This window comes from Paenibacillus sp. B-A-8 (genome assembly GCF_048572915.1).
In the GTDB taxonomy this organism is placed as follows: Bacteria; Bacillota; Bacilli; order Paenibacillales; family Paenibacillaceae; genus Paenibacillus_AQ.
The window spans coordinates 4,614,314-4,639,727 of record NZ_CP183882.1; the positions used below are offsets into that span (position 1 = coordinate 4,614,314).

The window sequence follows — 25,414 nt, forward strand, 5'->3', positions numbered from 1 at the left end:
CCTAAAAGAAATACCGAGGAGCGGTTAGCCGCTCCCCGTGCTGTCATATAATCATCAATAACGCTGTAGCCGAGGTAATTACTTAGCGTCAGCTATGTTGTCTTTCGTAATCTTTTTGTAGGAAATCCATACGTATTGGTTGTCAGTGATATCAAAACCTACATTGTCTTTCGTAGGTGTTTCACCTTTAGCAAGCAAAGCAGCAACTGTGATAGCAGCTTTACCTTGGTTATTCGCATCGTTCAGCACCGTACCGAGCATTGTTCCATCTTCCAGCGCTTGAATCGCAGGAGCAGTTGCGTCTACACCTACTACCGGCATAAATTTGTCACCCGTGAAGTAGCCTGAAGCTTTTAGAGCTTCGATTGCACCGAGGGCCATATCGTCGTTATTAGCAAGAACTGCTTCGATTTTATCGCCGTGGGAGCCAAGGAATGCAGCCATTTTTTCTTGTCCTTTTACGCGATCCCACATTGCTGTATCTTCAGCCAGTTTCTCCACCTTGATTCCTGCATCTTCGATAGCTTGGATAGAGTAAGTAGTACGAAGCTCAGCATCTTGGTGTCCTGGTTCACCTTTTAGCATTACATATTGGAGAACACCGTCGCCGTTCTTATCAGCTTCAGGATGTGCTTTCCAGTAGTCAACAATCAGTTGGCCGGACATTGTGCCGGATTCTTCTGCTTTAGCACCTACATAATAAACTTTATCCCATTTCTTCATATCTTCAGGAAGCGGTTCACGGTTCAGGAATACTACCGGAATGTTAGCTGTTTTAGCTTTTTCGATAATGACGCCAGCAGCTGTACGGTCAACTGGGTTAATCAGCATCCCGTTATATTTTTTAGTGATGAATAAGTCAACCTTGTCATTTTGTGTTGGCTGTGAATTTTGGCTATCTACGATATCTACTGTAGCAATGCCTTTAGCAGCACTATCGATGGCGTTACGAACACCTGTCATAAAGGTATCGTCAAATTTGTAAATGGCGACCCCAACTTTAGGAGTTTCTGTTGTAGTACCTGAGTTCTCAGTCTTTGGAGCATTAGTAGCCTTATCATTGCCTGCAGCACTATTAGTAGTATTGTTGTTGCCACCACAGCCTGTCAGAGCAGCACCCAGTAAAGCACTAGCTAATAGCACGGAAGTGATTTTTTTCATTATTCATTGACCTCCTATTTATACTTCTTTTTTGTTTGCCCCTGATCGTCTCGGGTACATCCATATTATGCCTCACCTGAAAACGCTTGCGAATATAAAATCCTACTCATTAATATAAAAATTCTAATGAACCCGTAAAGAAATATTAGGATGATTTTCATTAAAAATTTATACTTTCTTATATTCTAAAAAAACGAATACCGCCCCATTCAAGGATGGTATCCGTTTCACGAATCGTATACGCTCAAAATAGCTCCTATCTAACGAACGGAAATAACAGCTTTTGATTCTCAGGCCACAACATATTGTCCAAATCAATTAGTTTTGTTCCTGTATCTACACGTTCTGGCACATCGATTCCTTCGATCACTTCAACGGCATGTTTTACAGCTAAATACCCGTTACTAAAAGGGTTTTGGATGACAGTTGCTTGAACTGTACCATCCTGCAGCAATTCCATCATGGAGGGGGAGCTATCAAAGGCAACCATTTTAATATTTTGCAGCCCCCGACTTTGGATCGCCATTGCCGCACCCTGTGAAGCAGTTTCATTCAGACTCGCAATTCCCCGCAAATTCGGGTGCTTCAGCAGCATTAGCTGCGTAAGTTCTTCTGCATCCTTAATGCTGGAGGTCGTGTATGAAATCTCAACCACCTGTATGTTTGGATAACGGGCCGTATAATTTAAGAATCCCTTCTCCCGTTCCTCTGCGTCTCTAGCACCATATTCAATTCCGCTGGTAGAATCCTGTTTCTCACGCTGAGTTGAATTGGTGAAATTAATAATGCCCACCTCGCCGTATCCTTTCAAAAGCTTGATCAATCTTTCTGCAGATTTTTGACCCGCTTCATAGCCGTTCGAGCCAATATATGTCCTTACTCTTGCTGAACCTACTTCCGCATCTACGGATATGACAGGGATTTTGGAATAAGCCGCCTGATCTACAACCTGTGCAAGCCCCATATAACTACTTGCAGCTAAAATAATCACATCTGCTTTTTCATTAATAGAATCCTGCACCATTTTCACCTGTTCTGTGATATCACTCTCAGATTCCGGAGCTTTGAAGGTTAATTTCACGTTAAATTCCTGCGCTGCAGCTTCTGCCCCCAATTTAACCGTATTCCAGTAGTCACCCCTGTTCATTTTCACAATGAGATGAATATTACGGGTCTTATTTGTATTGATGTAATTGGGCGCTGAATTAAAACAAGAAGAAACCGTAGTCCATAACACCACACACATTAACAAGGTTAGCCAAAAACGAAAGGTTTTCATGACGATGTCTCATCCTCCTTAAGCCCTTCATTGCCTTCGCCTTTTGCGAGTGCCGGAAAGATAAGGGTAACCGTAGTGCCTTCTTCAATTTCACTTTCAAAAGAAAGACCATATTCTCGGCCATAGTACAGCTCAATCCGCTCGTTCACATTTCTTACGCCTACCCCGGAACCGCTCATACTTTTACTGCCACCTGTCAAAATAACCTTCATAGTCTCCTTGGACATTCCTAGTCCATTATCACTAATCCGTATGATGACAAGATTGTCCTTCAGTTCCGCTTGGATAGAGATAAAACCTTCATCAGGCATCATTTCAATTCCGTGATACAAGGCATTCTCTACAATCGGCTGCAAAATCAACTTAATCGTCTGACACTGCAGCACTTCATCCTGCGCGATGATCTCATAGCGGAACTTATTTTTGAAACGGAAGCTTTGTATGACGAGATAATGACGAATATGATCCAGCTCTTCCTGCACGGTAATCATATTATTGCCTTTGCTTAGGCTTATACGGAAAAACTTCGATAAGGACTGAATCATTGTGACGACCTCCTCCGTCTTACCACGCTCAGCAAGCCGGATCACAGAGTTCAAGGTATTGTACAAGAAGTGTGGATTAATCTGGGATTGCAGGACTTCAAGCTCACCCTTGCGTTTCGTTTCTTGTTCATAAATAATTTGATCCATCAATTGACGGATTCGCTGCAGCATGAGGTTAAACCGTTTGGACAACTGCTCTACCTCATACGCACCGCTCACATCGATTCGAGTATTAAGATCCCCTTCGCCTACCTGCTGAAGTGTCCGTTCCAGCTTACGGATCGGGCGGGCAATTCGTGCAGATAAAAAGACAGATACGATAATTACACATAAAATAACTACCGCTAGGAACCAGGATAAAAAGGTGTTCAGATCTCGCTTGGTGGTTACTATCTCGTCATAATAAGCAACTCCGACTATTTTCCATCCGGTCTGTTCCAGCGTACGCACTGTGATAAAACGTTTTTCACCGGTAGACTCATCCAAATAGCTACGGTAAGCATATTCCAGTACCGGCTCCACATTCTCATACTTTAAGCCAGCATAAATAAGCTGCTGCTGCGGATGATACACAATGTTGCCTAATTGATCGAGGATGTAAGCGTATCCTCTTTTACCAAGCTTAACCTGCTTGCTCAGCTCATCTATGGTGCGAAAGTTAAAATCCATCAGGAGGATACCCGTTTTTAATACTCCCTTTTCCTGATATTGAATGAGTTTACTGATCGACACGACCCATATGTATTGACCTTTAAACAAGTTCTGAATATGGGGCGCTGAATAAGAGATCTCAGACGTTCTTTTGGCCGTAGTAAACCAACTCTGGGTTTCTAACTGTGTGTTGCTGCGCAACTTCTGTCCTGCTGTGCCCACAACGTATTTCCCCTGTGGTGTAAAAACTGCTGCAGAAACAAGATCCTCTCTACTTCCCATTAACATAGCCATTCTTTCCATCAGTAAAGCGGAGTCCACGGAGGGACTATTCGTTATTTGATCTTCTGCGGTTTCAAAAATATTCCGCATCCCTTTAACATAAAGCTCCAGATTGTAGTTCACTTGCTCAATAATCTGCTGCATATTCATATTGGCATTCTCTTCTGCTGTCTTCGCAAACTTGTTATACAGCATAAGGCTAACAACGACCGCTACAAGTACAGCGACAGATGTAAAAGTGAGCGTAATCGTCACTTGAATGCTCCGCAGCTTGGAGGACAACCGGCGTTTCCCCCCTTTTGGATGCTGCGGCCGCAGTCGAAAAGAATAGGACTTTTCTTGCCGCATGGCTACCCTCCTCTGGAGCTGTTTTTATACTCTTTGGGAGACTGGCCATATTTTTTACGGAAGCAAAAACTGAAATAGTTAGGATCAGCAAAGCCAATTTTCTCGGCGATTTCAAAAGCCTTCAGTTCCGTGGAGCGTAAAAGTTCCTTTGCTGCCTCTAATCGGATTTGCAAGAGATAACTAACGAAAGTCATCTTCATTTCCTTCTTAAAAATACTGCTAAAATAACCCGTACTGATATGTAAATGCTGACAAACCTTTCCGATAGAAATATCCGATTCCTCATAATGGCTACGGATGTATTCTTTAGCTTCATCAATGAGCAGCTTATAGCTAGATTGGCGTTCTAAGGCAATGGAGTCCATTAGCCGGCTGCAGATCGTAATAATCCATTGTTTGGCTTCACTCATACTATTAAATTTATTCATCTCAGTTAATGAGGAGATGCCAGATCCAACGAACTTAGCAGCATCACTACCGGACTCTTTGGCTACACGCAGGATAGATGTAATAATCTCCAGCAAAAAAATCTGATAATCCTGAGTAGATACCTGCTCAGCATTCAATCCGCCAAATAACTCCTCCACGACCTCTTTAAGCTCCTGTACGGTTCCCATCTTAATCGTTCGGATTAAGGACTGCTGGGTCAATTCATCATAGGCCAAGAGTGTATTCGAACGTGATTCCACATCCTCGATCCAAATGACTCTGTTATTGCCAAGAATGAGACGATAATCTAACGCTTGCATGGCATCTCCAAAGGAATTAAATAGCATAGCAGGCGAATGACAAACCGTTCCAGAACCAGCGGTTACCGTTAGCTTAAGAAACCGCTGCACATTGTGGCGGATTTCTTCTAGAATTTCAAAAGTTTTCCCCGTAATTTCAGTTTCTTCTTCTGCATCACAAATGGAAAGAAGCACTACCTCATCACGATGGATAAAAACCCTGCCAAAATTATGCTTATTACATAATTCTTCTGCAATATTGAGCACAGCGAAGAGCTGTAAATTTCTCTCTCCCGTATCTCGCAAAGAAATTAGCTTACCTGCGGTAAGGCTAACCGTTTCTCGCTCTGGACGGATATAATCCACACTAATTACTGAGGCTTGGAACCATTTCCCATGTAGATCTATTCCGTATTCCGAACTTTTTTCGTCTATTTCAATCATTCGTAACTTGCGTGAAACTAGTGAAGATAAAAACTGCTCACGCAGCACAGGCAGACTTTTTCGATAATGCTCACTGAGTACAAAAACATTCTCCTTCTCTGCAATTTCAGCCTCTATAGTGGCTCTGACCTTTAGCAGAACATCAATCAACTCCTGTGAAGAAAACGGTTTCAGAATATACTCGTCGATTTGCAGTTTAATCGCCTTCTGCGCATATTCAAATTCATCATACCCTGTCAAAATAATGATCTTGGTATTGGGATGCCGTTCGCGAATCCATTCCGCCAGCTGCAGCCCGTTCATAAAAGGCATTTGAATATCCGTCACAACCACATCCGGGAGCAAACGATCAATCGCATCCGCTGCCTCCCGCCCATTCTCCGCCTGTTCTACAATTTCGAAACCGTAGTGCTCCCAATCAATCTGCCCGATGACCCCTTCTCTAACATCTTCTTCATCCTCAGCAAGAATTAACTTGTACATTTCTCATCCCTCTTTGGAAACGATTTATTTAACTGTCATAAAATTCATTCTATATGATTCAAACTATTCCATCTATGGTTAGTTATTTAAATCGATTTACTAAAAACTAAAAGAGTCTGTCGAATGACTACAATGTGCTAGTCGGAGAGATATGAAAGATATGAGGGGATGAAGTGACTTGAAAGCTACTTCATAGCAAGAACTACTTCAGATTCTCAGAAATTACTGCTTTAGCGATCTCCGTATTATAAAAAAGTGTTCTTTTTACAGGTTTATATCCTTGATCGATCCTTATATTTACGTAAAAAAAACCATCCCGCCGTAGCTGGGATGGGGATGATCGGAACCTATAAGTATTATAGCAACGCTTTGTTAAAGCGATAACCTGCTGTCTTTTCGAAACCTAAATGACGATAAAAAGCATGTGCCGGTGCGCGCTCTACGCGGTTACCACTTCTCAAGAAGAGCTGACAGCAACCTTGCTCACGTGCCCATTCTTCTGCTGCGGCCACAAGTCTTTTACCGAGTCCGTTTCCTCTGAGTTCTTCTGATACGATAAGTGCAGTAATCTCAGTGATACAATCTGTTTGTTTGTAATACGAGATTACCTGTCTAAGACCGACCATTCCCACAACTTCATTGTTTAGTTCTGCAACAAGCGTGCATTGGAGATGGTTATTCTCCATGCTTTCGAGTCTCTCTTTCATCACGCTAAGCGTTGTTGGATAGCCGAATTCCCGCAGAAGCGCTGTAACTCTCTCCAGATCATTCAAGCCGCATTTGCGAATTTCCAGTACAGGTGCCATGGTACTACTGTTCATCCTCATTTACCTCCACTTTTAGCATAGACGCTGCCTGCTTGGCTACCGTCCGCGCGATTTCCACATCTTCCGCCGCACTTAACGCCACTGCCATCCGCCGCCCAGGACGGACTTCTGGTTTACCAAATACCCGAACCTGAGTCCTAGGTAACTCCAAAGCTTCACCAATTCCAGTCACAACAAAAGCTCGTCCTTCTCCTTCAGCCTTCAGCGTTGCTGAGGCACCTGGTGTCAGTAATTGAACTGATTGGACTGGAAATCCAAGAATAGCTCTGACATGCACTGCAAATTGAGATAAATCCTGCGTCGCCATCGTCACCATCCCTGTATCATGAGGTCTGGGTGACACTTCACTAAACAATACGCCTTGATCCGTCAAGAAAAGCTCCACTCCAAAAATACCGAATCCTCCGAGCTGATCCGTAACTGCTTTGGCAATAGACTGAGCTTCATCTAGTAGTTCCGGCTTCATAAAGTGAGGCTGCCATGATTCGACATAATCTCCATCCTTCTGAATATGCCCAATAGGCGGACAAAATATCGTGCCAGACACGGACCTTACCGTCAAGAGTGTAATCTCGCTCTCAAAGGTAACAAAGGCTTCCACGATCACACGTGTTCCTTTGGCTCTAGCTCCATCCAAAGCAGTGTTCCAGCACTCTTCCGCATCCTCTGGTCTTTTACAAACACTTTGCCCTTTGCCAGAAGAACTCATAATTGGCTTGATGACACAAGGAGTGCCTAGTTCTGCAACGGCTTGATGCAGCTCTTCCAGACTATCTGCAAAACGATAATCCGCTGTTGGCAATCCAAGTTCTTCAGCAGCAAGTCGGCGAATGCCTTCTCTGTCCATGGTCAGACGAGCCGCTCGTGCGGTCGGAACAACGAAGAAACCTTCCTCTTCAAGCTCTTGAAGAGCATGAGTGGCAATTGCTTCAATTTCCGGAACAATAACATCCGGTTTTTCTGAGCGAATAAGCGTTTTAAGCGCCTCTGCATCCAGCATATCAATAACATGTGAACGATGAGCTACACCCATCGCTGGTGCATCGCTATAACGGTCTACAGCTACGGTCTCTACGCCAAGACGTTGAGCTTCGATTATGACTTCCTTACCCAGTTCCCCGCTGCCCAGCAGCAGCAGCTTGCGGCTTTGAGCTGAAAAAGGAGCTCCCCACATTGTCGATTTCAACCTCTTTCGGCAAATTGACTATCACGTTTCCATAAATTTCTGAAAACGGAACAGTTTCTTTGTATATTTTCAGGCTTCTTTATTTTCATCCATCATACGCCAGATTGCAAGTGTTCTTCGACAATTTCCTACAAATTTCAAAGATTTTTGTCCAATCTATCAACAAAAGATTGTTCCAAGAGAGATAATTGGTGACCTAACTGGCCCCAATGATCTGCGGACTCACCTCCTTTAAGGAGATCCAGCATCGCTTTCTCTTGCTCCGCCATCCCTTCTTGAAGATGTTCTGAAGCGGCCTTTAATTCATTGGCAATGCATTCGACATAATGTGCAAGTAATTTTTTCTTCTGCTCTGCCGCCGCAACATTAACAGCTTCTTTCACAAGAGGCTCAGCCGCACCTTTGACTTGCTCCCGGCCAGCGCCTTCAAAGAAGTAGCGGGGAGATTTAAAATGTCCCCATAAGGTTGACCATTCCACGGACTGAAGCTGACATTCCAGCTCACTAGGAGATGGCCATGCCGTTTCTTCATTCTCCATCAGCTGAAACTCCTGCGTAGAGAAGCGCAGCTCAGCAGCAGCCGCTTCGGCAGCTTCATGAACAAGTCTGCGCCCAGTATTCTCCAGTCGCAGCGTTGTCGCCCATAGCTCTTGCTCCAATTCACGCTGAGTGGTACTCATCAGCTCTGCACCACATGCAGCGAAGATAGCTTTTAAATTTCCTGCATCCTCACGCAGCAAGGAGGGGTGGAAAGACTCTTGAAAATTTCTAGTGAAGGAGAAGCTAATCCGCTGACACACATGATAGATCAGCTCCTCTCCTTCATGTACTAGATCTCTACCAGGACGTTCTTCTGTCTCCAATAGGGATAGCCGTTTCAATGCTAATTGACGACGTTCTTGCATTTCTTTTAATCCTGCTTCGCGCTCGTTTGCCGCCATGGAAGCGAGATTCTGCCACTCTTCCGCCCTGCGGCGAACAGATGCAATACTCTCTGCAGCTGCATTAAGTGAAAGCTGAGGAAGTTCATCTCCCGCAAAGCTGGATAAGGCTTGCTCGAAATGATGGAAACGGGAAGCCTCATAGCGTTCATAATTATGCTGAGTTTTACCTTCCAGAGCCAGCAAGCTAGAGAGCGCGTAAATTCTCGGTGAACGTAAGCCACCTGCACGTAAATTTTGAGCGACATGCTCTCGTACCTCTTCCAATTCATCTTCACTAGAAGCAAGATCGGAAGCATTGATAATAAAGAACATTTTATCAAGTGCAAAGCTATCTTTAATACGGCCCAGCTGTGCTAGCAAACCTCGATCTGCTTTTGAAAAGGCGTGGTTGTAGTAGGTAACAAAACATATTGCGTCCGCATTTTTCATGTAATTAAAGGTTACGCCGGTATGACGGGCATGCAACGAATCGGCTCCTGGTGTATCCACGAGTACAATCCCGCTTTCGGTCAAGGGGCAGGCATAATACAAATCAATCCCCTGTACAAAGCAGGCCCGAGTTTCCTCGGCTACAAGGCTTCGGTATTCTTCCAGATCCACAGTTCGAACTGTTCCAAGCAGAGGCTCGGCTTCTGCCCAGCCAGCCGCTGCTGCCCGTAGAAATCCAGCATGGGGCAACGCAGACGGATGAATTCCTCTTGCAGGCAAGCTTGCAAGAACTGTTGTCCATGAGTTCTGCTGTGGTTCACCCAGCTGCAGCACATTGAACGAATGGCAGATGTCATCCCAGAAATCTGCCATGGTCTTCATCGTTACAACCGCGCTGGCATGACGGAAGTCTCCTTCCGGCGCCAATATGCGGTTGACCGCAGCCGTGGCGGGATGTGGAGACACGGGCAGCACTTCTTCGCCGAGCAAAGCGTTGGCGAAGGAGGACTTACCCGCGCTGAACGCACCGAACAGCGCGAGGGTAAAGCGGCCGCCGGCGAGATCCTCCGCCCGTGCGGCCAGACTCCGCGCCGCCGATGCCATCGCAGGCTCGCGGCGCAGCAGCTCTGCCGCAGCCGCCAGCGCGTCAGCCGCTGCCGATAGCCGGCGGCGCCCGCCCGCCGGCGAAGCCGTTCCCGCCGCCCAGCTTGCGGCGGCGGCACTTCCAGCCGCTACGCTTTGCGGCGGCTGGACCTCCCGCGGTGCGGCGCTTTGCGCGGCCGCACGCGGGGTGACCCTCACCTCCGGCAGGATGCCGGGGGTGAGGGGCCGGCGCGGCGGCAGCAGCGCCGCGAGCTCGTGCGCGCGAGCGTCAGCCGCGCGGTCCAGGGCGGCTAGCGCGGCTACGGCGCGCGACTGCCGCGCAAGAGCTTGTTCTCGGCGGTGGAGTTCCGCACGCCGATCATCCATGAGCGGTGGCAGCTTCGCTAACAGCTCATCGCTCACCGCTAAGACGGCACGGCGGAACTGGCTCTTAATATCAGCCGCAAGGGTGCGGCAGAAATTGAGCAGCGCCTCGCCGCTATACCCCGTTCCCGGCTTAACTGCAGCCGCCAGCCACTCCTGGCTCACCGCCGGGAACCCATGCTTCAGAGTCGTCTCCGCCGCCTCCTCCCACAGCCCGAGAATCTCCGCCCAATCACGAACCAGCTGAATCAAATGCCATTCCAGCTGAGCGGAAATCTCTCGGGTCAACAGTCCTTGCCAGACTGCCAGTCGTTTACTTTGTTCCTTCTCCCGTCGCGCAGCCGTAGAGAAAAACCCTAACCGAAACGTAGGGCTGGCACTCTCGATATAGTTTCCCGATGCCTCTCTAACATCCGCAGGCATTAGATTAGCATTATTCAGTAAGGTGTCGAGACCCGTTCGCAAGCTCGATCGCGACTGCTGAGGCAACTCCTCGAGTTGTTTCTGCTCTTCTTCTAGCGACTTCAGTTCCTCCGTCACCGTCTCTGCATTCGTACCTTCCAATTCTTCAAGGAGAGCTGCTTTCTCCTCCTGCTGATCTTCACGGAATGCAGTTAAAGAAGCGTCCGCTGTATGATGGATGGAACGAGATAGGCTATATTGAAGTAGTTGCTCCTTTTGTTCCAATAGTTCGGTTATTAGGATGAGTAGATGATCCCAATGATTAAGTGGATGCTCTTTCTTTTTGAGAGAGGTGAACAGAATTCCAGCACAATGAATCCCCCATTGTTCAAAAGCATTTTCAAGTTGACGTTTATATTCCTCAATAGAAATTTCTTGTTCCCTGTGCTTGTCGATCTGATTAACGATCAGATACAACGGTTTACCCCAGTCGCTAAGATTTTTGGCAAAGGCCAAATTATTCTCTGACTGTACATGGTTATAATCCATTACATAAAATACAACATCCGCCAAATGCAGCGCGGAACGAGTCGCCGCCTGATGACCATCATCCGTTGAATCTACACCAGGTGTATCCAATAAAACGCCATCCTTACCTAGCAGCGGTATTTCATTCCATACCTCAATCGCGGAATATTCGCCACCGTTTCGACAGTATTCCTGTAATCTTTCTGGAGTTGTCTCTATAGGTGAAGGTTCATTTTCACTTCCTTCAACCCTAGGATAAATAAGCACTCGCGGAACTCCACTGCGAATAGAGACAATATTGGCACTAGTCGGCACAGGTCCCGAAGGCAGCACTGAACTGCCGCATAGGAGATTGATCATACTGGATTTCCCTGCCGAAAAATGCCCGCAAAAAGCAAGGGTCAGTTCATTCCCACCCTCTTTATGCTGTAAATCTTCATATATACGTTCAGATCCCTCATCGCCCCAGCGATGCATTAATCTACGCAACTGGAAAAGCAGCGATGCTGTTTCATTTAATGTCTCTTTCTGAATGCTAACCTGTTCCGCTCTCACTGACTCTCCACCTCCACTGTTACCATCTAATCATGCTTTGAATATTACCCATTCAAGAATACGAAATCAGACTCATTTTTAAAATATAAGAAAGTATATGTTTCACACTATTCATTATCCTTATATTTCTCGCTTAAACGCTTGCCGTCCTTATAAGGACGCTGAAGGCATTTAAATTTATACAATGTTTATAACGGTGTAATTTCTGAGATGTCATGCGAAACCTTTTTTATAAATAATAATTACAGTTTATCACCAGTTTGACACAAATTAAATACACACTACTTACAAAATAACCTATCATCTCTTACGAAATGAGGTTATTAAAACATCTTTCTGCTATTATCGCTAAAAAGTAAGCAACAAAAAAGGAGCCAACCTGAGGGCTGACTCCTTTTAACATTTTTTAACTTATGCAGTTTCCGAAACAGGTAACAGAATTTCGAATACTTTTCCGTGCTGCAGAATAGTCAACCCACGAGATTTATCTCTCATTACGACAACCTCAGGTTTCACTGACATACGCTCAAAATAGTGTTCAGGAACGTCACCGGAATGACTGATCGTGATACCTTCTACTTCTTGCTCTTCGTTCTCTTCGAGTGGGCTTTCCACTACGCGATCAAAAATATCAGAGAACACTTCAAAATTATCTGTGTATACAGAAATGCATTTCATCTCTATCCCATCCTCTTCTTCAACTCTAACTTTTTGACGTATGATCTTTAGCTTTCCTGACAACTGCTGTTTTCATACGTTTTTTGCCCTCTCGACATACATCAAGGAGCGGACAAACTTGACATTTTGGGTTCTGTGCCTTGCAGTGATATCGTCCGAAAAAGATAAGCCGGTGATGAGTGATCGTCCATTCGTCACGTGGCACAGCCTTCATCAGCTTCTTTTCCACTTCCAGCACAGAATCTTTCCAGCCTGCTAGCGCAAGTCGTTTTGCAACCCTCTCCACATGCGTGTCCACTGCAATGGCAGGAACTCCAAAAGCGTTGGATACTACTACGTTTGCGGTTTTACGACCTACACCGGGCAACGTTACAAGCAAGTCATGAGCCTCAGGCACCTCGCCACCATACCGTTCTATGAGTATAGAGCATAGGCTTTGGATATGCTTAGCTTTGTTACGATATAAGCCGATGCGCCGGATATCCCCCTCCAATTCCTCCAGCGGTACAGAAATATAATCGATGGGGGCTTTGTACTTTTGGAACAGGTCCTCGGTCACTTTGTTCACCGTTGCATCCGTACATTGGGCTGATAACAGTACCGCTATCGTTAATTCAAAAGCATTACTGTGATTGAGCTCGCAATGTGCATCAGGGAACAAGTCTCCAATCGTATCCAAGATGTGGCGGACCTCTGCAACTTTCATAGTGTCCCCTCCACGGAGCGATTACGCTCAGTAAAACTTACACGAGCGTGTCCTCTAATGTAAAGAAATATAAGCAAAGTCTGTATTATAACGTATGGTTTCATACATTTCAAGAAAATACAACTCTTAAACTTTCTTATATTTCAAAAAAAACGTCTTGACGCAGGCAAAGCTCCTGTGTCAAGACGGTGATTCACTCGGAAATCCACCATTGCTACTATTGTTTCACAATTTCAACCACGATATCATTATTGAAATACATTATAATATTATCATTTTCTTTCAGAGATTGCACGGACAATGTCGTATCTCCTTGATGAATATATACATTTGAAGCAAGAGTGAACTGATACTTATCGTTCAGATTTGCTCTCTTCGTCACCAATGAGTTCGTCGTACTGTCAAAGCGAGAGAATGAACGAGTTAACTGTGGTAACACTCGAATGACTGTCACTCCATCCGTATCTTTCCGAATCTCCACTCTGTCCGCTGTTGTTAAGTTACTAAGAGCCGTTGTTGTCGCACCATCACGTATGATTCTAACTCCACCTACAGTAAAGTTTTGTGCTGCTCCAGCATACTCCTTCACAATTAAGCTATTGGTTGCTGCTCCTACTGAACTAATCTGACCTGTTGTAAGCTTGACGGCCTGAATAGAGAGCGGTGCGCTTCCATCAAAAGTCACATTCAGATAATCTCCTGATTTCAAAGCGGTTATCTTAATGCTCTCACCGGCTTCATTAGTTATTGGAAGCGCCGCAGTATTAATTTCACTGGTCCCCCCGTTCCACTTAATGCTTACACGGTTGGTTCCAGAATTAACAGTTGCTGCTTCAACCTGAAGAACGGTCTTTACTTTCAATACTGCAATGAGATCCTGACTAGTTGTCAGTGAGGCTGTCACATTACTACCAACAGGGACATCACTTAAGGATGGATTAGTCTTCCCAAAAAGATCAACTAATTGTGGATATGGCAGTGTTATAGTTTGCCCGCCATCTTTAAGCTTCAATACAATTGTTCTAGAAGTAGTATTAACAGCAGACAAAGTTCCTTCGTACTTTGTGACAATTTCCAAAGACAAAGCCCGTTGACCTATTGCCGTTAAATTTACTTTACGGTTCTCAACAAGTTTCGTACCGGCATTCGTTAAATTAGGAAGTACGCCTTCAATCAACAATTTTGTTTTTTCATCCAACTGAACGACATGTGCCTTTTTATCAACATCCAGAACTGTCAACAGCTGTGTTTTTGTATTATAGTCAATAACCGTCGCTCCACTATACTGCTCAATTTGACGACTTAACACTTCAATTTTTGTGACCTGGTCACTGCTGTTTAGCGTAAGCTGAATTTTGTCCCCACCTACTTTATCAGCTATAAGATCATCAGCCACGGCGCTATTCATATTCGGAATAACAATCACCGGCTTCGTGCCTAACAGTTTAACTTCAAGTGTTCCGTCCGTTTTTTTATAAACAACTGTTGAATTGCTCAGTTCCGTAAGTACACCTTGAACTGTCCGTTCAACACCCTCTGTCACTTCTACAGTACGTATCACGTTTTCCTTAATCGTATATTTAACAGCAGCACCTGTCTTTAAATCTGCTGGCTGCAGTACTGATGATTGCGAGCTGAATAATGAAGTGCCATCTTCCCATTTAAAGGTTTCCACCGTACCAGCAGCATTTTTAAACGTAATGCTTTTCCCAGTAAGATCTATGCTTTGAACGGTACCTGTCGTCGTTTTGTTAACAACGCCTGAAGTCACTTGAACGTTGACCACTTTATGTGAACCGCTATAAGTTTCACGCTGTAACGTAACTATGCTGTCTGCTACCAGCGAAGCAGGTTCAATTGAAGTCCCATTCGCATCTACAAAGGTAGTCGTTTCATCGTAGTAATATTCAGTGAACCCAGTAGCTGATTTCAGCCATAGCTTATTACCAGGTGCTACCATTGCGAAGTTTCCGGAAAGGCTCTCCACTTGTTGTGTAGGGTCTGTCACTTCAACATAAGCTGCGTTATATGTCGCTCCAATTACAGTAACCTTTGTGTAAGGTTGGATATCACTTAGATTTATTCTACTTTCAGAAGCGCTTGTGTAATAAGCGGTGCTCGCTCCCAGGTTATATGTAGAAGTCTTTCCATTGTTATAAACGGATAGTTTTCCATCTGCTAATTGACTGATTGTTCCTGATACCGTGTTGTCATATTCAACCGTATTGTGAGCTTCCGCACGGCTGAAAAAGGTTGCCAATTGAGCACGGGTCACAGCCCCTTGTGGATCAAAGCGATTACCATCAAGACCATTGGCTAGTTTCAGATCAACAGCAACGTTGATGTAGCCTCTTTTGTTTGCAGACACTTTAGCATCATCCGCAAAACCTGTCGGCTCACTAGCTGCTACGGCTGCATCTGCAGTTTTTCCTAGTGCACGAATGAGGAGTTCAGCAATCCATTCGCGGGACGCTTTACGCTCTCCCCAAGAAGTCTTCAGATTATCTGGAGCCATTTCGGTTGCCTTATCTAGCAGGCCTTGTTGAAAGGCCAACACTACATAATCCTTGTAATAATTCGTAACCTTAAAATCATTAGGTAAGGCAACTGTTGAAGAAGTATCCACTTTATCCTGCAACTTCATAAAACGTAATGCCATAAGCACAGCTTCTTGTTGAGTTACAGAATCGCCAGGGCGGAACAAACCATTATTACCAACCACAATTCCTTGTGATGCAAGTTTATAAATATGCTTTTCAGCCCAGAAGCCTGTTTTCACATCGCTAAAAATGCCTACCGATTGTGTTGTGGTTGTTGCTGCTGTCGTTGCTGTATCTGCAAACACTGCGCTTGTGCCGCCAAAAATCATGGCACCAGCCATAACAGCCGATACTGCTTTAGTAGAATAAGTCTTCAATGGACGTTTTGACCTTTTTTGCGCGGACAATAGATTATTCCCCTCTCTGTGACACAAATAAATAGTATACCTTAAAGTTCGTCAGTTAGATGCTGTATTCCTTTGTTGTAATAACAATTAGCTATTATCTCTAGTCATAGGATGCATTAGGTCCACATGACCCATCAAGCTTTCAACCTTTTCACCGTCTACCAAAACTTCGATACTTTTCACTTCATCAAATTGAAAATAGGTTTTGGCAAGTGAAGAAATCGCTAAGGACTCCCCACCAGCACCCAGCTGTGCTTCATCGGGTTTATGAATATCCATCACAATTTGACCATCCACAAACTTTAACGATTTCAGCTCAATCTTTCCCCATAACGATACAAGCTCAGTATTCTCGTTACTTTGCAATGCTTTGAATGTCTCTGTATATTTCTCAACATCGTCAGAGAAGCTAATGCTAGTCTTAGCAGGAATCAGATCCATAACTTGTGAATTCGTATAATAAGCTTCTATACTCAGGCTCTGTTTTTGCTTCTCATCTGCTACTGGTTTCGCAGTAGGCTGAGTTTCTGCACTAGTATTGTCTGCTGTCGGTTGCGGAGTACTAGCCACTTCGTTTCCTGGATCTTCACTTGGAGCCGGAGTACTTTCTCCAGCACCACTTACAACATTAGTACTATCTGTCTCCACACCGTTTGCTGGAGCTGCTGTAGGCTTATCTCCACAGCCAGCGATCACTAGCAGGAGCAGCGCGGCAACCCCAACCATAGTCCATTTTTGTTTCATCATTAATAAACGCCTCCTCTAGATGAATACGGGCAGACAGGTACCGCAAAACCACTTCTTGCCTTTTAAAAACAAAAGCAGAAAGCTGACTTTGCGGCGCTCGTCTGCCACTGGTCTGTTATTTTATACCCAAATATTCCTTAATTCCACTCACCATTGAAGCAGCAACTTTGTTTTGAAGTGCATCTGTAAAGAGCAACGCCTCATCTTTTTTGTTACTCAGGTACCCTACTTCAAGTAAAACTGCTGGCATTTTCGTTTCACGAATTACATGGAAATTACCGTAACGTACACCGCGATCGCTAAGTCCTGTAGCTTGAACAAGATATTTATGCATCACGTTCGCCAATGCCTTACTGGCTTCCCGTTGATAATAAGTTTCTGTTCCACTTGCCGCCGAGGATCCTGAACTATTGGCATGTACAGAAATAAATAGGTCTGCCTTTAAATTATTAGCCATTGCCGCACGATCCTTAAGTTCCAAGAAAGTATCGTCACTACGCGTCAACACAACGTCGATATTACTCTCTTTTTTAAGCAAAGCAGCTGCCTTAAGCACTATAGCTAAATTAAAATTCTTCTCGTATTTACCAGTGACTCCAACTGCTCCAGAATCCTTAGCTCCGTGCCCTGCATCCAGTACTACAAGCTTCTTACCATCCTTGCCTGGCTGTGTTGAAGTATCTCCCGTATCTTCTGCATTCAGATCAATGATGACCAGCTTAGAATCGGTGCCAGAAACGCTTACGTTATAATTTTTAGGATGATTCAAATCGATCACAAAACGTACTGTATAAGGGTTAGTGTTGTAAAGAGAATAACGCACTCCAGAAACATCAGGATAATCCGTTACTTCCAGTTTACCATTCAGGTCAGGGTCAAGAACTTGTCCAGTTCCGAACAGATCGGAGAAAGTAGCATTAGGAAAATCAACCACTAACCGATCCGGTCCAGTCATCGCCGTCACTTTCGGTGCTGAATTACCCTCTATCGCAATACTCAAACGATTTTCACTAAAACTCACACCATTTACCATCGTTAAATTCTTAGAAGGATCTACTGGGGGTACAACCTCAGATCCACCATTTTCAGTATTTCCACCAGAACTACCGTTATCATTTGAGGATCCTGGGGTAATAAGATATACACTCTTCTTCACGTTGTCCCACGAGACATTCAATCCAAACTGTTCACTTATGAATCGAATCGGTACAAGTGTCGTATTACTACGAAGGATTGGTGCCGTGGTAAGCGTTAGTGTCTTGTCATCAACTGAGGCTGTCTTTTGATTCACAACCAGTTTGATGACCTTTCCTTGCTGTTCAATCGTTACCGTCTTGCTCTTCTGATCCCATCCCACGTTATATCCAAGGCTTTCAGAGATCAACCTTAACGGCACCATGATTGTATCATTCACATTCTCAACCGGGACATTTTGCCCTGCGGTCAGCTCCTTGCCGTCCAGATAAATCTTGCTATTCCCGGCAGCAGCATGTCCGTTCTCAGGCAAAACAAAAACTAAGAGCAACAAAAACAACATCAAACTGAATTTCTTCATTCTTCACCTCTAAATCTAGTATTCGCCTGTGAATGGCGATCGTGATGGCCTGTCTACGTCAACCTCAGACCTCTATTAGACGCTAATAATCTATAAAGGTTGCGAATATATTCCATAAAAATTGAGAAATCTCACCAACATTAAGCATTAAAGTCCTAAATATTCCTTAATACCAGCTACAATTTCCCTCGCTAATTTGTCTTGAAGCTGCTCACTATACATCCCTGATTCATTTCCTGAATTAGTAAGATACCCCACTTCTAGAAGTACTGCCGGCATACTTGTTTCTCTTGTAACATGCAGACTTTTCGTTCTTACTCCGTTGTCCTTGAATCCAGTACCAGCTATCAGATGTTTGTGCATAATCTGTGCAAGCGGCAGACTCCCACTACGCGAATAGTACGTTTCACTGCCATTTATTTTATCTCTATTCGGATAACCCTGCTCCAGTGAATTCCCATGAACTGAAATAAATAGATTAGCCTTTGCAGCTTCTGCGATATTCACACGGTCCTGAAGACCTAACGTAATATCTTCAGTCCTAGTAAATACGACGTCAACCAAAGCTTCTTGCATTAACAGTGCTTGTACTTTACGGATAACAGCTAAATTGAAGTCTTTTTCCAGTTTACCTGTGAGGCTGACTGCTCCTGATTGTGACCCTCCATGACCCGCGTCGAGGACTACAACTGGCTTCCCTGTCATTCCACTACCACCTGAGGTATTCCCTTCACTGCCTGTAACATTCAAATCTAGTGTCACCAGTCCAGTACTTTCATCCGTACTTAATTGATAAGGCTGGCTCCCGACTGTTTGAATCACGAACCTAACAGTAGAAGGACTTACACTGAACAACGCATACCGGATCTCAGAAACTAGAGGGTAACCCGTAACATCCAGCTTCCCTTGCGGACTTCCGTTTGTGGTAATACTCGGTAGGCCTCCTACGAAATCAGGAGCAAAAGCCGCACCGGGAAAATCTACGACGATTCGATCTGGACTGCTCATTTTTGTGATGCTAGGTTTAGCAGCCCCAGAAACAGCGATGATTAATCGATTCTCAGTGAAGGCTGCCCCATTTACAAGCGGACCTGCTGCATTCACACCAGTGCTTCCTGGTACGGAAGATGATTGTGGTGTCGGTGAGGGCACAACACTTCCAGCGCTTGTGCCATTATCCATGCCGGGTGTAGTAATCTGAGTTGGAGAAGGCGTACTTGTTGCTGTAGGACTAGTAACGGTTCCCTCAGGTGTAGCCACCGAAGCTTGTCCACCCGTCAAATAGACCGTTTTATCACTATTATCCCAGCCAACCTTGAGCCCGAACTGCTCACTTACGAAGCGAATCGGAACGAGAACTGTACCACCGCTTTGCTTGGGTGCTGCGTTTAAATCAAACGTTACTCCATCCGCATCAGCTGTTTTTCGTCCTACAGCCAGCTCAATGCTTTTTCCATCTTGGTGAACCGTTACTTTGCGGGCCTGCTGCTCCCATAAAACCTCAAATCCAAGATTCTCCACTACCACTCTGACAGGGATCATAACACTGCCATTGACGTTCTCAAGTTTAATTCCTTTTGGTAAAGTAAGCTCTTGATTATCCATAATAATTCTGCCTGAGCTACTACTAGCTGCGGCAGCTTCACGTCCAGTGAATGATAGTAATAATAATGGCAGCAACAATAGCAGCAACGTTCGATACCCAACTCTTCTCATTTTCCCGCTCCTTCTGCAAGTGATAGTTCTAGATAAATACTTAGACGACAGAAATCACCAAATGTTTCCTTAATAACCAATGAATATTTTGATTATAGCAAAAAAACTTCTATTTCCCTGACCCGGAAATAGAAGTTTTGCGTAATTTTTGTAAAAATTAAGAATAAAACCAGTCATACCCTACTATTAAGAGAATAACTTAGCCGCATGACGCTCTTCATACGCAGCAATTTCATCCGCATGTTGAAGGGTCAAGCCGATATCATCCAGACCTTGCAGCAAGAACTGACGGCGGTGCTCATCCAGATCAAAACTGATGCTTAGTCCAAATTCATCATGAAGTGTATTGCTTTCAAGGTCCACGGTCAACTGGTAGCCATCATGCTCGGCTGTCCGATTAAACAGCTCATCCACTTGCTCTTCCGAAAGCTTGATCGGCAGAATGCCATTCTTAAAGCAGTTGTTGTAGAAGATATCTGCATAAGAAGGTGCAATAACAACTCTGAAACCATAATCCATAATCGCCCAAGGTGCATGTTCCCGTGACGAACCACAGCCAAAGTTAGCACGTGAGATCAAGACAGAAGCATCTTTATAGCGTGGTTTATTCATTTCAAAGGCAGGATTATCGTTGCCAGCCTCATCAAAACGCCATTCGTAGAACAAAAATTGTCCAAATCCAGTCCGTTCAATCCGTTTCAAGAACTGCTTTGGGATAATCGCATCCGTATCTACATTCACCCGATCTACTGGTGCAACAATTCCTGTTAATTTTTTAAAAGCATCCATAGTTTTATCCTCCCGTGTTCTCTCTAGTTCTATGAGCTGACAGCTTCCGTCTTATAGTTCCAATCACGTACATCAGTGAAACGACCCTTTATCGCAGCTGCAGCAGCCATAGCTGGGGATACCAGATGCGTGCGTCCACCGCGACCTTGACGTCCTTCAAAGTTACGGTTCGAGGTAGATGCACAGCGTTGCCCAGGTTGCAGTACATCAGGGTTCATCGCAAGGCACATGCTGCATCCCGCTTCGCGCCATTCAAAGCCCGCGTCAGTAAAGATTTTATCAAGCCCTTCCTTCTCAGCTTGCATTTTAACACGACCAGAACCAGGAACAACAATGGCAGTAACCTTGTCAGATACTTTATGGCCTTTTGCTACCACGGCAGCGGCTCTCAAATCTTCGATCCGTCCGTTAGTACAAGAACCGATAAATACATAATCAATTGGAATTTCAGAAATAGGAGTTCCAGGAGTCAAATCCATATATTCAAGCGCTTTTTCAGCAGCTTTGCGTTCATTTTCAGTGGTAAAGTCAGCCGGATTTGGCACGCTAGAGTTGATATCTGTACCCATGCCCGGGCTAGTACCCCAAGTCACTTGTGGAATCAATGTCTCCACATCGAATTCAACAACCGTATCATACTGAGCACCTTCGTCACTAACAAGACTCTTCCATCCTTCAACAGCAGCGTCATAAGCTTCGCCTTGCGGCACATATTGACGTCCACGCAGATAGTTAAAAGTAGTTTCGTCAGGAGCGATCAAGCCGGCTCTTGCTCCGCCTTCGATCGACATGTTGCAGACGGTCATACGTTCTTCCATCGACAACTCACGAATAGCTTCACCTGTGTATTCAATTACATAACCTGTTGCAAAATCAGTACCATACTTAGCAATAACACCAAGGATCATATCCTTTGCTGTTACACCAGGATTGCGTTTACCTGTAAAACGAACTTCCATAGTCTTAGCTTTGGATTGCTGCAAACATTGGGTAGCCATTACATGTTCAACTTCGCTTGTTCCGATACCAAAGGCCAGCGCACCGAATGCACCATGTGTAGAGGTATGGCTATCACCGCAAACGATTGTTTTACCAGGGTGAGTCAAGCCGATCTCAGGACCCATTACGTGAACAACACCTTGATCAATATCATTCAGGTCGAACAATCTCACACCAAAATCAGCACAGTTCTTAGAAAGTGTATCGATTTGCTGCTTGGAAATTGGATCTTTAATGTTAAAACGATCCTTGGTAGGAACGTTGTGATCCATTGTAGCGAAAGTCAATTCAGGACGGCGAACCTTGCGGTTACTGAGGCGAAGTCCTTCAAACGCTTGTGGAGAAGTTACTTCATGAACCAAATGAAGATCAATATAAATAATGCTAGGCTTACCTTCCTCTTGATGAATAACATGATTATCCCAAATCTTCTCAAACATTGTCTTGTTGCTCATAATTTCACCTCATTAATAGAATCGTTCATTGGAAGAGAGCGTGGAGTCTCTCTTGAATGATCTAAATATAACATCACCGTCTTTATAATTCCAAGATATGATATCTATAGAACTGATAGGTTCAACCTATAAGATAGAAGACGTTTTTTTTTGCTGAGACCCTAGTAAGCCCACTCCTTAGACGAATGCCCTTCATACTATATCGGGTCCTAGTTGTTGAAATGCAGTGCATTTGTTAGCTCAGAAGGAGTTGGAACAATTGAAGTCAGGAACGAGACTTACCGGGCGAGTTATTTTCAAAGGTGATCAAGGGTATGAAACGGCACGTAAGAATTGGGATCCGCATACTGACAAATTCCCGAGAGTGTTTGTTTTCGCACAAAAAACACAAGATGTTGCGAACGCCATAAAATGGGCTAACGAGAATAAAGTCCCCATCCGTGCAAGAAGCGGTAGACATTCTCTGGAGGTTAATCTTTCACAGGTCACCGGAGGAATTGTCATCGATGTAAGTGAAATGAAGAAAATCAAACTAAATAAAAAATCAGGAACTGTTGTTGTGGGTACCGGAAATACAGTGGGGAGAATTGCACACACGCTTGCTGGGCAAGGATATATGGCTCCATTCGGCGATAGCCCTACGGTTGGAATCGGAGGCATCACCCTAGGCGGGGGTATCGGGCCGCTCCAGCGAACCGTGGGCCTTGTTAGTGATAATCTAATCGAACTCGAAATGGTTGATGCCAAAGGGAAAATTATTCGTGCCAATAAGAATAGTAACTCTGATCTCCTCTGGGCTTCACGCGGAGGTGGCGGCGGGAATTTCGGAGTTTACACCAGTTACAAATTCAAAGTACGTCAAGCTCCAGCTTCGGCTACCGTTTTTCGTATCACCTGGCCTTGGGATCAGTTCGAGAAGGTATTCAAAGCTTGGCAACTCTGGGCTCCTTCCGTTAATACCAAGTTGGGCAGTGAATTATCCATTGGTCCGAAAAAAGGCGGTAATGTCACTATGACGGGGCTGTTCCTCGGATCAAAAGCAGAGGCTTCTCGCCTCTTAAAGCCCGTTACGAGCGTAGGAACGCCTACGAATCAAATTATCCGTTCTTTGCCCTATACAAAAGTAGTGAGTTTTATGTTAGCGCCCGATCCAGTGCTAACTCAAAGAGTCAGCAACCAGTTCTCCAGCGGTTTCGTAAGAAAACCCTTCCCGGACAAGGCAATTAAGTCCATGCGTGAATTCTTAGAGAAAGTGGAGGGAGAGTTCGCAGGTTTCTTTTTCCTCAACTGGGGTGGAGCTGTAAGCCGTAAGTCACCCAAATCTACAGCCTTCTACTGGCGTAAAGCGAAATTCTATGTAGAGTGGAATAGCTCATGGATCAAGAAACCGGAAGCTGCCAGAAATATATTCGTAGTACGAAATACACGTCGGAAGCTGCAGCCATTTATCGTGGGGAGCTACATCAACGTTCCAGACCAGGGAATTAAAAATTCCGGAACAGTATATTATGGAGCGAACTATCCTAGATTACGGAGAGTCAAAGCTAAATATGACCCGGGAAATATATTTAACAACCCTCAAAGCATCTCTCCAGCCCGCAAAGTATAGTAAGACGTAATAAGATAGCATAGAAATTAGACCGGCAAACATAAAGGACTCCAGCGATTACTGGTAAACCACACCTTCCTATTTGCCGGTCAGAGCGTTCGTGCACGAACTCACATGCGAACCTATATAAAACTTCAACTTCATAGGTTATACTTATAAGTAAAAACAATCTCCCAAAGGAGTTTATACATGGAACTGAGACAACTACAATATGTACTGCAAATCGCAGCCGAAAAAAACTTCTCCCGAGCAGCGGACAAGCTGCACATTGCCCAACCATCACTCAGTCAGCAGCTTTCCAAGCTGGAAAAAGAGCTCGGTGTAATGCTGTTCCAGCGAAATACCAGTTCTGTTGAACTGACCTATGCTGGATCTAAATTCGTAGAGCAAGCCCAAATCATCATTGATGGCGTAGAACTGCTGCGGCAAGAAATGTCTGATATTTCTGAACTGCGTACCGGTCGAGTCGTTGTAGGCAGTATGCCGATCACTGGTGCACATTTACTACCGCATGTGCTTCCGGTTTTTAAACAAAATTATCCGGATGTAGAAATCACTCTGCTTGAAGACTCCTCCATGAACCTAGAGAAGCTTACTGCGAGTGGTCAGACTGATTTAAGCCTGCTCTCATTGCCGCTCGAAATTCCGGCTCTTGCTTACGAAGAACTGGGTGAGGAAAGGATCGATCTTGCAGTCCCACCCGAACACCCCCTAGCTAAACGTAGCTTAGATGGAACTAAAACCTCTTTGGAAGAACTAAAGGACGAACTATTTATTGTACTTAAAGAAGGTCAAGGCTTCCGCAAAATGACTATGGATCTGTGCCGAAACGCTGGCTTCGAGCCAAAAATTGTTTTTGAGAGCAATAACATGGAGACAGTTCAGTCACTGGTGGCTACTGGCATGGGGGTAACTCTTGTACCTCATTTTATCGCCCGTGCACCGCGGAGTGAGTTCGTGCCTGTCTACTTGCCTCTAGCTGATCCAGCCCCTAGCCGAACATTAGTCGTAGCCTATCGACGTGGACGTTATTTATCCAAGGCCGCAAAGGCTTTTGTAGAAACATTTAAATCTACGGTAGCTGAACTAACTGAGGAATAGATACTTAGCCTTTCATAACCTTCTTCCATAACATATGAAATGCCCTGATAACCAATTGCATGGTTGTCAGGGCATTTTTTCAAGTTTACCTTATAAAACTTTCTGTTTTATTTACGCATATTACGCTTTGTAATCAGGCGGTTCTGATCATCTGACACCCGAGCCGTACTTTCATTAACAGATCCTTTAACAATGAAAGTTCCGGTATGTTCCTCCACAAATTCACGAGTCACACTATTTTGAAACTCTGCTATTTCGTTTGGATCTTGGTTCTGTGCCTGCTCAGCATTGTTGCCTTTAGTCACTTCAATCCACCTCCTAGTAACAGATTATAAGTACTTTACCCCCTCGCTT

The 25,414-nt window shown here is 44.6% G+C and carries 18 protein-coding genes; 2 read left to right on the forward strand and 16 right to left on the reverse strand.

Annotated features, from left to right (window positions below):
• Positions 1 to 78: 78 nt before the first annotated feature.
• From ACN6MV_RS20730 to leuC, 15 genes are all read right to left on the reverse strand, one after another.
• Entirely contained in the window at positions 79 to 1,161 is a 1,083-nt protein-coding gene (locus ACN6MV_RS20730; RefSeq protein ID WP_139328545.1) for a galactose ABC transporter substrate-binding protein, read from the reverse strand.
• A 256-nt stretch (positions 1,162 to 1,417) separates the two neighbouring features.
• Positions 1,418 to 2,440, reverse strand: a complete 1,023-nt coding sequence (locus tag ACN6MV_RS20735; RefSeq protein WP_419884746.1) for a substrate-binding domain-containing protein — start codon at positions 2,438 to 2,440, stop codon at positions 1,418 to 1,420.
• Positions 2,437 to 4,266, reverse strand: a complete 1,830-nt coding sequence (locus tag ACN6MV_RS20740) for a sensor histidine kinase (protein WP_042129447.1) — start codon at positions 4,264 to 4,266, stop codon at positions 2,437 to 2,439. The genes ACN6MV_RS20735 and ACN6MV_RS20740 overlap by 4 nt, the downstream gene beginning before the upstream one ends.
• Positions 4,267 to 4,268: 2 nt before the next feature.
• On the reverse strand, positions 4,269 to 5,921 hold the full coding sequence (locus ACN6MV_RS20745; protein ID WP_419884747.1) for a response regulator: 1,653 nt from the start codon (positions 5,919 to 5,921) through the stop codon (positions 4,269 to 4,271).
• Positions 5,922 to 6,277: 356 nt separating this feature from the next.
• A complete protein-coding gene (locus tag ACN6MV_RS20750) occupies positions 6,278 to 6,742 on the reverse strand; it encodes a GNAT family N-acetyltransferase (RefSeq protein WP_231573317.1) in 465 nt (154 codons plus the stop codon).
• A complete protein-coding gene (gene purT / locus ACN6MV_RS20755; RefSeq protein WP_042129454.1) occupies positions 6,732 to 7,922 on the reverse strand; it encodes a formate-dependent phosphoribosylglycinamide formyltransferase in 1,191 nt (396 codons plus the stop codon). Before purT ends, ACN6MV_RS20750 begins: the two co-directional genes overlap by 11 nt.
• A gap of 149 nt (positions 7,923 to 8,071) precedes the next feature.
• Entirely contained in the window at positions 8,072 to 11,758 is a 3,687-nt protein-coding gene (locus ACN6MV_RS20760; RefSeq protein ID WP_419884748.1) for a dynamin family protein, read from the reverse strand.
• 411 nt (positions 11,759 to 12,169) lie between these two features.
• Positions 12,170 to 12,436 (reverse strand): hypothetical protein, encoded by a 267-nt coding sequence (locus ACN6MV_RS20765; RefSeq protein ID WP_042129455.1) that lies wholly within the window; start codon positions 12,434 to 12,436, stop codon positions 12,170 to 12,172.
• Between the two features lie 25 nt (positions 12,437 to 12,461).
• Positions 12,462 to 13,142 carry an endonuclease III gene (gene nth, locus ACN6MV_RS20770; protein ID WP_076119747.1) on the reverse strand — a complete coding sequence of 227 codons (681 nt, stop codon included), beginning with the start codon at positions 13,140 to 13,142 and terminating at the stop codon, positions 12,462 to 12,464.
• 217 nt (positions 13,143 to 13,359) lie between these two features.
• On the reverse strand, positions 13,360 to 16,089 hold the full coding sequence (locus ACN6MV_RS20775) for an S-layer homology domain-containing protein (protein ID WP_081389878.1): 2,730 nt from the start codon (positions 16,087 to 16,089) through the stop codon (positions 13,360 to 13,362).
• An 87-nt stretch (positions 16,090 to 16,176) separates the two neighbouring features.
• A complete protein-coding gene (locus tag ACN6MV_RS20780; protein WP_042129458.1) occupies positions 16,177 to 16,836 on the reverse strand; it encodes a GerMN domain-containing protein in 660 nt (219 codons plus the stop codon).
• Between the two features lie 115 nt (positions 16,837 to 16,951).
• Positions 16,952 to 18,391 carry an N-acetylmuramoyl-L-alanine amidase gene (locus ACN6MV_RS20785; protein WP_042129459.1) on the reverse strand — a complete coding sequence of 480 codons (1,440 nt, stop codon included), beginning with the start codon at positions 18,389 to 18,391 and terminating at the stop codon, positions 16,952 to 16,954.
• 147 nt (positions 18,392 to 18,538) lie between these two features.
• On the reverse strand, positions 18,539 to 20,107 hold the full coding sequence (locus tag ACN6MV_RS20790; RefSeq protein WP_042129460.1) for an N-acetylmuramoyl-L-alanine amidase family protein: 1,569 nt from the start codon (positions 20,105 to 20,107) through the stop codon (positions 18,539 to 18,541).
• Positions 20,108 to 20,293: 186 nt separating this feature from the next.
• Entirely contained in the window at positions 20,294 to 20,896 is a 603-nt protein-coding gene (gene leuD / locus ACN6MV_RS20795) for a 3-isopropylmalate dehydratase small subunit (RefSeq protein ID WP_042129463.1), read from the reverse strand.
• 29 nt (positions 20,897 to 20,925) lie between these two features.
• A complete protein-coding gene (gene leuC, locus ACN6MV_RS20800) occupies positions 20,926 to 22,350 on the reverse strand; it encodes a 3-isopropylmalate dehydratase large subunit (RefSeq protein ID WP_042129465.1) in 1,425 nt (474 codons plus the stop codon).
• 259 nt (positions 22,351 to 22,609) lie between these two features.
• Between leuC and ACN6MV_RS20805 the strand changes: the two genes are divergently transcribed.
• Both ACN6MV_RS20805 and ACN6MV_RS20810 read left to right on the forward strand, forming a co-directional pair.
• Complete coding sequence (locus ACN6MV_RS20805; protein WP_419884749.1) at positions 22,610 to 23,959, forward strand: FAD-binding oxidoreductase; 1,350 nt, start codon at positions 22,610 to 22,612, stop codon at positions 23,957 to 23,959.
• A 189-nt stretch (positions 23,960 to 24,148) separates the two neighbouring features.
• The gene (locus tag ACN6MV_RS20810) at positions 24,149 to 25,060 is read left to right on the forward strand and encodes a LysR family transcriptional regulator (protein WP_339287393.1); all 912 of its coding nucleotides are present in this window, start codon (positions 24,149 to 24,151) and stop codon (positions 25,058 to 25,060) included.
• A gap of 107 nt (positions 25,061 to 25,167) precedes the next feature.
• Here ACN6MV_RS20810 and ACN6MV_RS20815 read toward each other — a convergent pair whose 3' ends face one another.
• Positions 25,168 to 25,365: a hypothetical protein gene (locus ACN6MV_RS20815; RefSeq protein ID WP_042129470.1), complete on the reverse strand. Its 198-nt coding sequence runs from the start codon at positions 25,363 to 25,365 to the stop codon at positions 25,168 to 25,170.
• Positions 25,366 to 25,414 lie beyond the last annotated feature (49 nt).

Excerpts from the sequence above, each read along its gene's own strand:
- ACN6MV_RS20780 (WP_042129458.1), bottom strand. The coding sequence starts at position 16,836 with ATGATGAAACAAAAATGGACTATGGTTGGGGTTGCCGCGCTGCTCCTG.
- ACN6MV_RS20810 (WP_339287393.1), top strand. The coding sequence starts at position 24,149 with ATGGAACTGAGACAACTACAATATGTACTGCAAATCGCAGCCGAAAAA.
- ACN6MV_RS20765 (WP_042129455.1), bottom strand. The coding sequence starts at position 12,436 with ATGAAATGCATTTCTGTATACACAGATAATTTTGAAGTGTTCTCTGAT.
- nth (WP_076119747.1), bottom strand. The coding sequence starts at position 13,142 with ATGAAAGTTGCAGAGGTCCGCCACATCTTGGATACGATTGGAGACTTG.
- ACN6MV_RS20730 (WP_139328545.1), bottom strand. The coding sequence starts at position 1,161 with ATGAAAAAAATCACTTCCGTGCTATTAGCTAGTGCTTTACTGGGTGCT.
- ACN6MV_RS20790 (WP_042129460.1), bottom strand. The coding sequence starts at position 20,107 with ATGAGAAGAGTTGGGTATCGAACGTTGCTGCTATTGTTGCTGCCATTA.
- ACN6MV_RS20785 (WP_042129459.1), bottom strand. The coding sequence starts at position 18,391 with ATGAAGAAATTCAGTTTGATGTTGTTTTTGTTGCTCTTAGTTTTTGTT.
- purT (WP_042129454.1), bottom strand. The coding sequence starts at position 7,922 with ATGTGGGGAGCTCCTTTTTCAGCTCAAAGCCGCAAGCTGCTGCTGCTG.
- leuC (WP_042129465.1), bottom strand. The coding sequence starts at position 22,350 with ATGAGCAACAAGACAATGTTTGAGAAGATTTGGGATAATCATGTTATT.
- leuD (WP_042129463.1), bottom strand. The coding sequence starts at position 20,896 with ATGGATGCTTTTAAAAAATTAACAGGAATTGTTGCACCAGTAGATCGG.
- ACN6MV_RS20750 (WP_231573317.1), bottom strand. The coding sequence starts at position 6,742 with ATGAACAGTAGTACCATGGCACCTGTACTGGAAATTCGCAAATGCGGC.
- ACN6MV_RS20740 (WP_042129447.1), bottom strand. The coding sequence starts at position 4,266 with ATGCGGCAAGAAAAGTCCTATTCTTTTCGACTGCGGCCGCAGCATCCA.
- ACN6MV_RS20745 (WP_419884747.1), bottom strand. The coding sequence starts at position 5,921 with ATGTACAAGTTAATTCTTGCTGAGGATGAAGAAGATGTTAGAGAAGGG.
- ACN6MV_RS20735 (WP_419884746.1), bottom strand. The coding sequence starts at position 2,440 with ATGAAAACCTTTCGTTTTTGGCTAACCTTGTTAATGTGTGTGGTGTTA.